Here is a 12,460-nt window from a genome sequence, read left to right on the forward strand (position 1 = left end):
TCGTGGAGACCACTCGGTGCTGCTCGGCTCGAGGATTGAGTCGGCCAACGGTTGCTGGGGATCCTCGAGGTCGCTCGGCCAGCTGTCAGTGGCTGACGGGGCGGCTGCGAAGGGCTTCGAGGTCGGCCTTGCAGCGGGCTTCTACGTCGGCGAGTTCTTGAAGGGTTTGGTCGATGTCTTGGCGGCGTTGTTCGAGGGCGGCTCGGCGGGTGGTGATCTGGTCGAGGAGGTAGACGAGTTGGCCTTCCTCGCCGGGCTCGGCGTCGTACATGTCGACGATGGTGGCGATCTCGTCGAGGGAGAAGCCGAGGCGTTTGCCGCGGAGGATCAGGCCGAGGCGGACGCGGTCGCGGGGGTGGTAGACGCGGACGGTGCCGCGGCGCTCGGGGGCGAGCAGGCCGCGGTCCTCGTAGAACCGGATCGTGCGCAGGGTGACGTCGTACTCGGCGGCCAGTTCGGCGATCGACCAGGTATGCGCGGGCTTGTGCACGCATCCCAGCGTGCTTTACGTTTACGTAAGCGTCAAGCACGAGGGAGTGCCGTCATGTTCGAACTGTCCGAGGAGCACCGCGAGTTCCGCCACAGCGTGCGCGACTTCGCCGAGGCGGAGATCGCCCCGCACGCCGCGGAGTGGGACCGCAAGCACTACTTCCCGGTGGAGGTCGTGCAGAAGATGGGCCGGCTGGGGCTGTTCGGGCTGACCGCCCCCGAGGAGTACGGCGGTTCCGGCGGCGACTTCACCAGTCTGTGCGTCGCGATCGAGGAGATCTCCCGCGTCGACCAGTCGATGGGGATCACGCTCGAGGCGGCGGTCGGGCTCGGGATCAATCCGATCCTCACGTTCGGCACCGACGAGCAGAAGGCGACCTGGCTGCCCGATCTGGTGGCCGGGACCAAGCTGGCCGGGTTCGGCCTGACCGAGCCGGAGTCCGGGTCGGACGCGGGTGCGACCAAGACGCGCGCGGTGCTCGACGGCGGCGAGTGGGTGATCGACGGCGCGAAGCAGTTCATCACCAACTCGGGCTCCAGCATGACGTCCTGCGTCACGGTCACCGCCAGGACCGGTGAGAAGCCGGACGGCAAGGCGGAGATCTCCACGATCATCGTCCCGGCCGGTACGCCGGGCTTCGTCGCGGAGGCGGCGTACGACAAGCTCGGCTGGCACGCGAGCGACACCCACCCGCTGTCGTTCGTGAACTGCCGGGTGCCGGAGGACAACCTGCTCGGTGAGCGCGGCAAGGGGTTTGCGCAGTTCCTCGCCACCCTGGACGACGGGCGGGTCGCGATCGCCGCGGTCGCCCTCGGCTGCATCCGGGCGTGCCTGGAGTTGTCGGTCCAGTACGCCGGTGAGCGGAAGACGTTCGGCGTTCCGATCGGCCGCAAGCAGGGGGTCGCCTTCCAGATCGCGGACCTGAAGGTGATGGCGGACGCGGCCGAGCTGCTGGTCTACCGAGCGGCCGCGCTGAAGGACGCGGGCGCGTCGACGGCCGACTTCAAGCAGGCCGCGTCGGTGGCGAAGCTGTACGCGACCGAGTCCGCGGTGACAGCGACCCGGATCGCGACCCAGGTGTTCGGCGGCTACGGCTTCATGGAGGAGTACCCGGTCACCCGCTTCTACCGCGACGCCAAGATCCTCGAGATCGGCGAGGGTACGTCGGAGGTCCAGCGCATGCTGATCGCCCGAAGCCTCGGCCTCCCGGTGGAATGATGACCGCATGACCCACGACCACTGGACCGAGGTCAAAGTCGCGCGTGAGGCGACTCTCGCGCCGCCGGAGAAGGCGGCGGCCAAGCTCGCGTCACAGAACAAGCTTTATGTCCGGGACCGGATCGCGTTGCTGGTCGACGAGGGCAGCTTCGTCGAGGACGCGCAGCTGGCGAACGCGCTGAAGGCCGGGTTGCCGGCCGACGGCGTGGTCACCGGCCGCGCGCTGGTCGACGGGCGGCCGGCGCTGATCGTCGCCAACGACCCGACCGTGAAGGCGGGATCGTGGGGCGCCCGGACGGTGGAGAAGATCGTCCGGGTCACCGAGGTGGCGATCCGGGACGAGCTGCCGGTCTTCTGGCTGATCGACTCGGCCGGCGCGCGGATCACCGACCAGGTGGAGCTGTTCCCCGGCCGTCGCGGTGCCGGGCGGATCTTCCACAACCAGGTCGCGTTGTCCGGCAAGGTGCCGCAGATCTGCTGCCTGTTCGGCCCGTCCGCGGCCGGCGGGGCCTACATCCCGGCGTTCTGCGACCTGGTGATCATGGTCGACGGCAACGCCTCGATGTACCTGGGCTCGCCGCGGATGGCCGAGATGGTGGTCGGCGAGAAGGTGACGCTGGAGGAGATGGGCGGCGCCCGGATGCACACCACCGTGTCCGGCTGCGGTGACCTGCTCGCCGCCGACGACGCCGAGGCGATCGAGCTGGCCAAGCAGTACTTCTCCTACCTGCCCGGTTCGTGGCAGTCGAGGCCGCCGTCGTACGACGCCTCGCCGGCGGCCCGCGACTTCACCCGGGACCTGGTGCCGGCCGAGGAGAGTGTCGGTTTCGACATCCACGACGTGATCGACGCCGTGGTCGACGCGGACACGTTCTTCGAGCTCAAGCCGTCGTACGCGCCGGAGCTCATGACCGGGTTCGGGCTGCTGGCCGGTCAGGTGGTCGGCATCGTGGCGAACCAGCCGGCTGTGAAGGGCGGGGTGCTGTTCGTCGACTCGGCGGACAAGGCGGCCCGGTTCATCTGGCTGTGCGACGCGTTCAACGTGCCGCTGGTGTACCTGTGCGACGTTCCAGGCTTCATGATCGGCAGCGAGGTGGAGCGGGCCGGCATCATCCGGCACGGCGCGAAGATGATCACCGCGGTGTCCGAGGCGACCGTGCCGACGGTGTCCGTGATCGTCCGCAAGGCGTACGGCGCCGGCCTCTACGCGATGTGTGGTCCCGGCTTCTCGCCGGACGCCTGCGTCGCGCTGCCGACCGCGAAGATCGCGGTGATGGGTCCGGAGGCGGCCATCAACGCCGTGTACTACAACAAGATCCAGGAGATCGCCGACGAGACCGAGCGGGTCGAGTACGTCTCCCGCCTGCGCGAGGAGTACGAGACCGACATCGACATCCTCCGCCTGGCCGCGGATCTGGTCATCGACGCGATCGTCGAGCCGGAGGACCTCCGCGACGACCTGATCGCCCGCCTGGCCGCGGCCCAGTCCAAGGACCGGACGTTCTCCCACCGCCGCCACGGCGTACCGCCCGTGTAGCTAGGGTCGGCCCGTGAGCGCACACGATTTCGCGAACAGGATCCGGTCCCGGGAGAAGCTGATCGGCTACTGGGTGGTGATGGACGCGCCGGTGGCGACCGAACGCATTGCCCGGCTGGGGTACGACTACGTCGTGCTCGACGGCCAGCACGGCCTGCTCGGGTATCAGGGTCTGCTGCACGGCCTGCTCGCCGTCGACGCGGGCGCAGCGCTCGGCGGCAGCGGGTCGGTCGGGCTGGTGCGGGTCGAGGCGAACCACCCGACGCCGATCGGGCGGGCGCTGGACGCCGGCGCGCTCGGCGTGATCGTGCCGCTCGTGGACAGCTCCGACGACGTCACCCGGGCGGTGCGGGCGGCGAAGTACCCGCCGGCCGGCGTCCGCTCGTACGGGCCGATGCGGTCGGCCCTCCGGGTCGGTCCGGTCCCGGCCGACGCCGACGCGGCGACCGTCGTACTGGCGATGATCGAGACGCCGCTCGGGCTGAAGAACGTCGCGGAGATCTGTGCGACGCCCGGCCTGGACGGGGTGTACGTCGGTCCGTCGGATCTCGGACTGTCCGTCGGCGCGCGGTTCCCGGGTGACCCGGAGGTCGAAGGGCCGTTCGAGGAGGCGGTCGAGCTGATCGCGCGGACCGCCCGGGACGCGGGGATCGCGGCCGGCATCCACACCTCCGACGGCGACACCGCGCAGCGACGACTCGGCCAGGGGTACACGTTCGCGACCGTTGCCTCCGACCTCACCCACCTGGAGGACGCCGCCGCGGCGCATCTGAAGGCCGCCCGGTCGTAGGAAGACTCCGAGCCGCTCCCGGGTTAGGTTCGGAGAGGACCGCGCCCGAACGCTGCACCGAGGAGGCTTGCGATGAGGGCACCTGAGCGAGGGGCACTGCCGCTGCGGCTGGCCGCGACCCTGGGCCGGACGTACGGCCGGGTGACCGAGACCGTGCAGGGTCTGAGCGACGCCGACTTCGACCGGCCGACCCGGTGCGAGGGGCTGGCGGTCGGGCCGCTGCTGGTCCACCTGCTGTACGACGCCCAGCGTGCGCTGACGGGGTTCGCCAGCCCGGCCACCGCCGTACCGGACCGGGACTTCGTCACCTACTGGCGTGACTTCCCACCCGGCGCGGACGGCGACACGTACTTCGACCGGACGGTGGCGTCGGCGTACCGGAGGCCGGCTGCCCTGGTGCAGCACTGGCGTGAGGTGTCCGAGGCCGCCGCTCGCGCGGCTACGGCCGGCCTCGCGGACAAGGGCCGGCGGGTGGAGACGCAGGGGCACGTCCTGCGTGCGACCGACTTCGTGGCCACCTTGGTGCTGGAGGCAACGGTCCACCACCTCGACCTGACCGTCGACCTGCCGGACGCGCCGGAGCCGGATCCGGAAGGACTGCAGGTGACCGCGCGGACGCTGGACGGCCTGTTCGGCCCGGAGGCGTGGGACGTGATCGGCTGGGACACCACGACGTACGTGCTGAAGGCGACCGGCCGGGTGCCGCTCGACGAGGACGACCTCGACATGCTCGGCCCGTACGCCGACCGCCTGCCGCTCCTCGGTTAGAGCACCCCGGCGAACGGGTCCTCCAGGTCCTGCCAGTTCATCGCGGCGAGCTCGGACTCGGTCAGCAGGCAGGCGTCCAGGATCGCCTGCAACCGCGCGGGATCCAGGCCCATACCGGTCGCGACCACCGTGCACTCGGCGAGGTGCTCGGTGTCGGACCACTCGCCGAGCGTGCCGAGGGACGCGCTGTACCCGGCGGACTCCCAGCGCACCCGCTGCGTCGGCCGGTTGGCCAGCCAGACGACCCCACGGCTGCGGACGACGCCGTCCACGATGTCCTCGAGGGCGTCGTTCAGCCGGGCAGGGTGCAGCGGTCGGGTCGACCGCCACAGCACCGTCGTCACGCCGTCCCCACTCGGCTGCACCCGGTCGGACGACGCCAGCTCACCCGCCCACGCCTCGGCCGCCTCGTGGTCGAACAGTCCCGTCCGCGCGACCGGACCGGTCGGTACGCCGTCCGGATCGGCGGCGACGACCGTGGTCCGCGGATTGAGGTGAACCAGGAGGTTGTGCAGCCGCTCCGGTGCGTTGCTGCGGTGTGCGTTGGCCAGCACGCACACGTCGGCGTACTCGATCTGCCGTGCGGTCAGCTCGGCGACGTTGCGCCGGTCAGGTGGCCCGAGCGCCAGTCCGCGCTCGTCCAGCAGCTCGTCACCGGACAGCTGCTCGACCAGCAGTACGGCGTCGACCACGCAGGTGACCGTGTCGACCACGACCTCGGGCAGGGTCGCCACCAACGCGCTCGCGAGCGGACGGGCCTCCATCGCCGGCGGAGCGGCCAGGACGACGTGATCCCACTGCTGCCGTGCGACCAGGGTCTCGAGCAGCGGCAGCAGCGACTCGATCAGCTGACACGCTCCGCAGTCGTCCCCCACGGTGAATTCACCGGCGTCGATCGGGCCGGACGCATCGAGCACCCGCCAGGACAGCACGCCCCGCCCGGGCAACTCGTCCTGATCGACCACCACGGCCACGGTGGTCGCGTCCAGCATCGTCTTCAGCACCGGCTCGCGCAACGTCGTCGACAGGCCGGCCAACAGGGACAGCGGAACCTTCGGGTGGGCGGTCATGGGGATGAGTATATGAAAACGGTTTTCATCAGTCCAGATGGGGTGGCGGATGTCTTTCCCGTCAGGCCGGGAAATTTCCCGACCTCGCGCGGAATCGGCTGTTAACAGTTAAGGGCTCGAGGACTGGCCGGAGACCGGTCGCCTGCCTAGGGTCCGGAGTGGGGATCGGCCGGAGGTGTGGGATGGGTGAGCGGGAGTTCGCCGACGTGTTGCGCGCGGCCATCCAGGCGCGGGGCCTCGGACTCGACCGGATCCGTGAGCGTCTGCTGGCGCAGGGCGTGTCCGTCAGCCTGGCGACGTTGAGTTACTGGCAGTCGGGCCGGTCGCGGCCGGAGCGGCGGGACTCGCTCGCCGCCGTCGAGCTGCTGGAGTCGGTGCTCGAGGTGCCGGCCGGGACGTTGTCCGCGTCGCTCGGTCCGCCGCGACGCCGTGGACGCTGGCTGAGCACGGTCCCGGACCGGCCCGAGGTGGCGGCGTACTGGCCGCGGCCCGACGCGGTCGAGGATGCGGTCAGCGGTGTCGACATCCGGTGGGACGAGCGGCTGACCCGGATCAGTCAGCACGACCGGGTGTTCATCGGTCCGGAAGGCGGCGAGCGGTCGTACCACTCCCGCCAGGTACTCCGTGCCGAGGCGGACGGCCCGGATCGCTGGGTGGTGATCATGCACCTCGACGAGCACGACCGCCCGCTGCCGGCCATCCGCCCACTCCGCCACTGCCACCTGGGCCGGACCGTACGCCGTCCCGCGGACGGGCTCCTGGTCGCGGAGCTGCTCTTCGACCGCCCGCTGCGCAAGGGCGAGACGGTGATCACCGAGCACGAGTTGGTGAACGTGGCGCCGTACCCGCCGGAGACGAACTACGAGCGCAAGTTCCGCCTGCCGGTGCGTGAGTTCGTGCTGGAGGTGTGCTTCGACCCCGGGCGGCTGCCGGTGGAGTGCAGCGTGTTCTCGCAGCTGGACGACGATGACGAGCTCGTCCGGCCGGTCGGCGTCGACACCGAGGTGCACGGGGTCGTCCTCAACTTCGGACCCGGCCGCTACGGCTTCCGCTGGGCCTGGCCGAAGTGAACTGTCAATCCCCGGAAACTTAACTGTGAAAGGGGTTCCGGCGATTCCGTGTCGTCGGACGACCTCCTACGTTCGGGTCCACCGTCCCCGCCCGAACGCAAGGAGAACAGCCATGAAACGGCCTGTGACAGCAGTGGTCCTGCTCGCCGGCGCGCTCGTCGTCCAGCCCGGTCAGGCGATCGCCGTCGAACCCGATCCGTCCCCACAGCAGGTTTCCGCGAGCCTGCCGACGTCACCCGGTCAAGCGGGTCGCTGGATCGAGGACGGCCGGCTGGTCGTCGCCGTGGTCGACGAGGCGTCCGCCGGCCAGGTCCGCGCCGCCGGCGCCGTACCGAAGCGGGTATCCCGCAGTCAGGGCGACCTGGATCGTCTGCTCGCCGAGGTGGACAGCATCGCCCGGACCCAGGACGGTCTGCAGAGTTGGGGGATCGACCCGATCGCCAACAAGGTCGTGGTCAAGGGGCGTGGTGCGTACAGCGACTTCGCCGCTCTCGGCGACGGCGTGCAGGTCGTGCGGGTGACCACCGACTTCCGCCAGCAGGCCGGTGAGGTCAACCCCGGCGATCCGTGGTGGCCGGGCGGCGAGAGCAACTGCTCGGTCGGGTTTCCGGCGACCGACGGCCAGCAGCGGGTGTTCCTCACCGCGGGCCACTGCACCGACAACGCGAACCAGCCGGCTTACGGCGCGAGCGGCCAGTCGAACCGCATCGGTACGTCGAACGTCGGCGGCACCCGTAGCGTGAACGCCCGCGAAGGCGACATGGGCGTGGTCGCGGTCACCGAGGCCGGCTGGACCACCTCGCCGAACGTCAACACCTGGGGGCAGCCGGCGGTCACGGTCACCGGGTCGGCCGACGCGATCGTCGGCGAGACCGTCTGCCACAGCGGCAACACCGCGCCGAACTGGGAGTGCGGCCGGGTCACCGCGGTCAACCAGACCATCGACTACGGCAACGTGGTGATCGAGGGGCTGACGACGACCACTGCGTGCTCGCAGGGTGGTGACTCCGGTGGCGCGTGGCTGCGGGCGGACAAGGCGGTCGGTCTGCACTCGGGCGGCAACTCCACCTGCACCCCGAACCAGGACAACTCGATCTTCCAGCCGGTCGGCGAGGCACTCGCGAAGTGGAACCTCACGCTGCTGACCGACGACGAGCCGCCGGTGGACGACGACGAGGCGCCGACCGCGCCGGGCTCCCCGCGATCGACCGGTACGACCGCGGACAGCATCTCGCTCGCCTGGACCGCCGCGACCGACAACGTCGGCGTCACCGGGTACGACGTACTCGACGGGTCGCGCGTCGTGGCGTCCACGGCCACCACCTCGGCGACGGTCACCGGGTTGGCGGCGGACACATCGTACAGTTTCACCGTCGTCGCGAAAGATGCTGCGGGCAACAAGTCCGTGGCGAGCGCGGTGGTGACGGCGCGGACGCAACCCGGCGGCGGCCGGACGTTCGCCAACGGGACCGACTACCCGATCCGGGACTTCCAGGTGGCGGTCAGCCAGGTCCGCTCGACCGCGAGCGGCCGGACGGCGAGCCCGATGCGGGTGACCGTCGAGGGCAATCACACCTGCCTGGAGGACCTGAACATCAGCCTGGTGTCGCCGAGCGGACGCCGGTACTACCTGCAGCGGTACGGCGGGACGACCTGTCACCCGCTGCCGGCGAGCAAGACGTACGACGTACCGGCCAACGAGACCGCGGCCGGGACGTGGACGCTCCGGATCGGTGACAACGGCTACGGCGACACCGGAACGCTGACCAACTGGTCCATCACCCTCTGAGCTCGACGCGGCTCGTCCCAGGAAATCCCTGCGCGAACTGTCGTGATCGTCTGGTAGTCAAGGGGTATGGCGATCGAGATCGAGCGGTTCAAGGGTGACTGGGACGAGCTGAGCGAGCTCGTCGACCTGGCGTTCGCGTCCCCGTGGAACGAAGCCCAACTGGAGGCCGAGCGCCGCATCTGGGAGCCGGAGCGGAGCACCGCCGCGGTCGACGACGGTCAGCTGGTCGGGCATACCGGCGCGTTCTCGCTGCGGATGACCGTGCCGGGGGCGCAGATCCCGGTCGCCGGCGTGACTCTGGTCGCGGTCCGGCCGACCCACCGGCGCCGCGGGATCCTGCGCGACCTGATGCGGGCGCAGTTGACCGACATTCACGAGGCCGGCAGCGAGCCGATCGCGGCGCTGACGGCGAGCGAGCCGGTCATCTACGGCCGGTTCGGGTACGGGTTGGCTTCGGACCACCAGGAGATCGCCGTCCCGAAGGCGTCCCGCGAGCTCCGGCGGGTGGCCGGCATCGACGACGTACGGATTAGGTACGTCGACGTGCACGACACGCTGGCCGAGTGCGCGGCCCTGCGGAACCGGCTGGCGGCCGGCCGGCCGGGGATGTTCCACCACGACGACCGCTGGCAGGAGTACGTCGTGGGCGTCAACCTCGGCAGTGACTCGGTGAACGGATCGCCCGCTCGCTGCGTGCTGGCCGAGCGCGACGGCGAGCTCACCGGATTCGCGTACTACCGGACGCTGCGCAAGGGCGACAACTTCCTCAAGGTGGACCGCGTCCATGCGGTGGACCTCGCGTCGCATGCCGCACTGTGGCGGTACCTGCTGGAGCCGGATCTGCTCCGTGAGACCAGGTGCGGAGGGCTGCCGTCGGACGATCCGCTCCTGGAGTTGCTGCTCGACCCGCGAGCGCCCAACCCGATCACGCGGGACGGGCTCTGGGCCCGGCCGGTGGACGTCGGCCGTGCGCTGGCAGCTCGCACGTACGCGCGGGAGATCGACGTAGTGCTGGCGGTGACCGACGACTTCCTGCCGTGGAACGCGGGTAGTTGGCACCTCGCCGGCGGCCCGGACGGGGCGACCTGCGAGGCGACCTCGCGGCCGGCTGATCTGGCCGTCGACGTCCGTGAACTGGGCGCGGTCTACCTCGGCCGGCCGTCGCTGGCGAGGCTCGGAGCGGCCGGGCTCGTGCAGGAGCACACTGTCGGCGCGCTCGCAGCCGCGTCGGAAGCGTTTTCCGCACATCGGCTTCCATGGCTCGATACCGGCTTCTAATCGGTTAGCCTTCCGGGATGCAGCGGAGCCGTCGGGGAGCGCTGACGCTGGCTGTCGTGCTGATGCTGGGGATCACGGCGGCCGGTTTCGTGGTGCTCGCCTCGGCGGGTGGTCCGGTGCGCCCGGTCAGCGAGAGCACGCTCCGGGCCACGCCGCGGCCGCTACCGACCTCCTCGCCCGACGAGACCGTGAGCGCGCCGACGCCGGCCCCGCCGCCACTTGACGGAGCCGCGGAGCCGAAGCCGCTGCCGGCCTGGATCCAGGCGCTGTGGCAGGCCGTCGTCTGGCTGACGATCGCCGCGCTGGCCGCGTTCCTCGGCTGGTTGCTCTACAGGGTGCTGCGCAAGGTCCAGTTGCCACAGACGGAGACCGAGGACACCGACTGGGAGCGGATGAAGGCCGACCGGCTCGCCGAGGCGGTCGACACCGGTCTGTCCAGGATCGACACCGGCCGGGCAACCGACGCGGTGATCGCCTGCTGGGTCGCGCTCGAGCAGGCGGCCGCGTCTGCCGGCGTGGCCCGCGACCCGTCCGAGACGCCGGCCGAGTTCACCGTCCGGGTGCTCGGCGTCGGCGGGATCTCCGAGCCGCAACTCGTACGGCTCGGCGAGCTCTACCGCGAGGCCCGCTTCTCCACGCACGGCTCGACCGAGCAGGCCCGGGCCGAGGCCCGGTCCGCCCTGCTCACGCTGCGGGACGAGTTGGCCGCCGCGCATCCGGACAGCGGGGTGGTGGCCGGATGACGTCGTACCGGTGGACGCCGTTGGAGGAGTCCGAGCGGCGGGGCCAGGGGCAACCGGCGCCGCGAGTCCGGGCGACGCTGCTGAACAAGGTGCTCATGCAGCACGTCGGCCTGACGGTGCTGACCAGCCTGCTGCTGGTCGGCGTGTTCGGCGCGGCCGGGATGGCACCGCGGCCGGTGTGGTTCGTTGCGACGGCCCTCGCGGTCGGCTTCGGCACGCTGGCGATCCGGCTGATCATGCCGCAGGTGCTGGAGACCAGCTGGCCGACCCGGCAGGACGAGCGGCTCGCCGCGCAGCGTGCCCGGAGCAACGACAACCGCACGCAGTTCCTGGCCACCTGGCTGCTGGAGGCCGGCCGGGAGCGACGTGCGGGCGAGGGCTCGCAGACGTTCGTACGCCGGATCCGGCCGCTGCTCCTGGAGCTGACCACCGACAGGCTCGTGCACCGGCACGGTGTCGACCCGGTCCGGGAGCCGGAGCGGGCGCGGGAGCTGACCGGCGACCAGTTGTGGAGCCTGATCAGCGGGGACGACAGGCGCACCGCGTCGTTCGCCGAGATCGAGAACGCCGTCCAGACCATCGAGAAGCTGTGAGGAACCGTGACTGATCCAGGACTGCACCCCACCGCGCCGTCCGGTCGCCCTGACGCCGGCGAGCGGGAGCTGCAGGTTGCGGAGGTGTCCACGCTCAGCCGCGAGGTGCTGGACCGGGTGAGCGAAGCCGTCGTCGGCAAGACCGGCGCGCTTGAGCTCGTGCTGGCCGGGATCCTCGCCGGTGGGCACGTGCTGCTCGAGGACTTCCCGGGCCTGGCCAAGACACTGGCGGCCCGGTCGTTCGCGCAGGCGCTGGGGCTGGAGTTCCGGCGGGTGCAGTTCACCCCCGACCTGCTGCCGTCCGACGTGACCGGCGGGTTCGTGTACGACCAGAAGGAGTCCGAGTTCGCGTTCCGGCCGGGACCGATCTTCACCGGCCTGCTGCTGGCCGACGAGATCAACCGGACGCCGCCGAAGACGCAGGCCGCGCTGCTGGAGTCGATGCAGGAGCACCAGGTCACGGTCGAGGGCCAGACGTTCCCACTGCCCAACCCGTTCCACGTGCTCGCGACCGCGAACCCGGTCGAGTACGAAGGCACCTATCCGCTGCCCGAGGCGCAGCTCGACCGCTTCATGCTCCGGATCGGCTTCGGGTACCCGAGCGCCGAGGAGGAGTGGGAGGTCCTGCGTCGCCGGATGAGCCGCCGCCAGGAGGACCAGACGGTCGAAGCGGTCACCGACGCCGCCGGCCTGCTCGCCGCCCAGCGCGCGATCGAGACGGTGACGGTCGACGACACCGTCGGCCAGTACTGCGTCGACCTCGCGGCCGCCACCCGCCGCGACTCGCAGGTCCTCGTCGGCGCGTCCCCGCGTGGGTCGCTGGCGTTGTTGCTGACGGCCCGTTCGTACGCCGTGATCCAGGGCCGGGACTACGTCGTACCGGAGGACGTGAAGGCGGTCGCCGTACCGGCGCTGGCGCACCGGATCACGGTGCGGCCGGAGCTGTGGCTGCACGAGGTGTCCGGGGCGACCGTCGTCCGCGCGGTCCTCGGCTCGGTTCCGACCCCGCCCACCGTCGTCGGCGCGCCCGGGGCCGGTGCGTCTGGTGTCGGTGCGTCCGGTGTCGGTGCGTCCGGGCCGGACGCATCAGGGGTCGGCGCGTCCCGATGACGGC

General features: G+C 70.9%; 12 protein-coding genes. 10 read left to right on the top strand and 2 right to left on the bottom strand.

Features of this window, described 5'->3' with window-relative positions:
• Window positions 1-85: 85 nt before the first annotated feature.
• Window positions 86-490, bottom strand: a complete 405-nt coding sequence (locus ACQPYZ_RS06820) for a MerR family transcriptional regulator (RefSeq protein WP_433166369.1) — start codon at window positions 488-490, stop codon at window positions 86-88.
• A 54-nt stretch (window positions 491-544) separates the two neighbouring features.
• Here ACQPYZ_RS06820 and ACQPYZ_RS06825 point away from each other — a divergent pair, with 54 nt between their 5' ends.
• The 4 genes from ACQPYZ_RS06825 (at window position 545) to ACQPYZ_RS06840 (ending at window position 4,803) form a co-directional block, all read left to right on the top strand.
• Entirely contained in the window at window positions 545-1,708 is a 1,164-nt protein-coding gene (locus ACQPYZ_RS06825) for an acyl-CoA dehydrogenase family protein (protein ID WP_433166371.1), read from the top strand.
• 7 nt (window positions 1,709-1,715) lie between these two features.
• Window positions 1,716-3,245, top strand: a complete 1,530-nt coding sequence (locus ACQPYZ_RS06830; RefSeq protein ID WP_433166372.1) for an acyl-CoA carboxylase subunit beta — start codon at window positions 1,716-1,718, stop codon at window positions 3,243-3,245.
• A gap of 13 nt (window positions 3,246-3,258) precedes the next feature.
• Window positions 3,259-4,035, top strand: a complete 777-nt coding sequence (locus ACQPYZ_RS06835; protein WP_433166374.1) for an HpcH/HpaI aldolase family protein — start codon at window positions 3,259-3,261, stop codon at window positions 4,033-4,035.
• 72 nt (window positions 4,036-4,107) lie between these two features.
• Window positions 4,108-4,803, top strand: a complete 696-nt coding sequence (locus tag ACQPYZ_RS06840) for a maleylpyruvate isomerase N-terminal domain-containing protein (protein ID WP_433166376.1) — start codon at window positions 4,108-4,110, stop codon at window positions 4,801-4,803.
• On the opposite strand, the gene ACQPYZ_RS06845 is transcribed toward ACQPYZ_RS06840, so the two are convergent.
• Window positions 4,800-5,873, bottom strand: a complete 1,074-nt coding sequence (locus ACQPYZ_RS06845; protein ID WP_433166378.1) for a CobW family GTP-binding protein — start codon at window positions 5,871-5,873, stop codon at window positions 4,800-4,802. The genes ACQPYZ_RS06840 and ACQPYZ_RS06845 overlap by 4 nt on opposite strands.
• 182 nt (window positions 5,874-6,055) lie before the next feature.
• On the opposite strand from ACQPYZ_RS06845, the gene ACQPYZ_RS06850 reads away from it, so the two are divergent.
• The 6 genes from ACQPYZ_RS06850 to ACQPYZ_RS06875 all read left to right on the top strand — a co-directional run bounded on the left by ACQPYZ_RS06850 (window position 6,056) and on the right by ACQPYZ_RS06875 (window position 12,456).
• Window positions 6,056-6,943, top strand: coding sequence for a helix-turn-helix domain-containing protein (locus ACQPYZ_RS06850; RefSeq protein WP_433166379.1), 888 nt, complete (start codon window positions 6,056-6,058; stop codon window positions 6,941-6,943).
• A 112-nt stretch (window positions 6,944-7,055) separates the two neighbouring features.
• Window positions 7,056-8,732, top strand: a complete 1,677-nt coding sequence (locus ACQPYZ_RS06855; protein ID WP_433166381.1) for a proprotein convertase P-domain-containing protein — start codon at window positions 7,056-7,058, stop codon at window positions 8,730-8,732.
• A gap of 66 nt (window positions 8,733-8,798) precedes the next feature.
• Window positions 8,799-10,010, top strand: a complete 1,212-nt coding sequence (locus ACQPYZ_RS06860; RefSeq protein ID WP_433166382.1) for a GNAT family N-acetyltransferase — start codon at window positions 8,799-8,801, stop codon at window positions 10,008-10,010.
• 17 nt (window positions 10,011-10,027) lie between these two features.
• Window positions 10,028-10,753: a DUF4129 domain-containing protein gene (locus tag ACQPYZ_RS06865; protein WP_433166383.1), complete on the top strand. Its 726-nt coding sequence runs from the start codon at window positions 10,028-10,030 to the stop codon at window positions 10,751-10,753.
• On the top strand, window positions 10,750-11,346 hold the full coding sequence (locus ACQPYZ_RS06870; protein WP_433166385.1) for a hypothetical protein: 597 nt from the start codon (window positions 10,750-10,752) through the stop codon (window positions 11,344-11,346). The genes ACQPYZ_RS06865 and ACQPYZ_RS06870 overlap by 4 nt, the downstream gene beginning before the upstream one ends.
• Before the next feature lie 6 nt (window positions 11,347-11,352).
• Window positions 11,353-12,456, top strand: coding sequence for an AAA family ATPase (locus ACQPYZ_RS06875; protein WP_433166387.1), 1,104 nt, complete (start codon window positions 11,353-11,355; stop codon window positions 12,454-12,456).
• Window positions 12,457-12,460 lie beyond the last annotated feature (4 nt).

The sequence above is a fragment of the Kribbella sp. CA-247076 genome, assembly GCF_050942445.1.
In the GTDB taxonomy this organism is placed as follows: domain Bacteria; phylum Actinomycetota; class Actinomycetes; order Propionibacteriales; family Kribbellaceae; genus Kribbella.

Excerpts from the sequence above, each read along its gene's own strand:
- ACQPYZ_RS06825 (WP_433166371.1), top strand. The coding sequence starts at position 545 with ATGTTCGAACTGTCCGAGGAGCACCGCGAGTTCCGCCACAGCGTGCGC.
- ACQPYZ_RS06830 (WP_433166372.1), top strand. The coding sequence starts at position 1,716 with ATGACCCACGACCACTGGACCGAGGTCAAAGTCGCGCGTGAGGCGACT.
- ACQPYZ_RS06840 (WP_433166376.1), top strand. The coding sequence starts at position 4,108 with ATGAGGGCACCTGAGCGAGGGGCACTGCCGCTGCGGCTGGCCGCGACC.
- ACQPYZ_RS06845 (WP_433166378.1), bottom strand. The coding sequence starts at position 5,873 with ATGACCGCCCACCCGAAGGTTCCGCTGTCCCTGTTGGCCGGCCTGTCG.
- ACQPYZ_RS06850 (WP_433166379.1), top strand. The coding sequence starts at position 6,056 with ATGGGTGAGCGGGAGTTCGCCGACGTGTTGCGCGCGGCCATCCAGGCG.
- ACQPYZ_RS06855 (WP_433166381.1), top strand. The coding sequence starts at position 7,056 with ATGAAACGGCCTGTGACAGCAGTGGTCCTGCTCGCCGGCGCGCTCGTC.
- ACQPYZ_RS06860 (WP_433166382.1), top strand. The coding sequence starts at position 8,799 with ATGGCGATCGAGATCGAGCGGTTCAAGGGTGACTGGGACGAGCTGAGC.
- ACQPYZ_RS06865 (WP_433166383.1), top strand. The coding sequence starts at position 10,028 with ATGCAGCGGAGCCGTCGGGGAGCGCTGACGCTGGCTGTCGTGCTGATG.
- ACQPYZ_RS06870 (WP_433166385.1), top strand. The coding sequence starts at position 10,750 with ATGACGTCGTACCGGTGGACGCCGTTGGAGGAGTCCGAGCGGCGGGGC.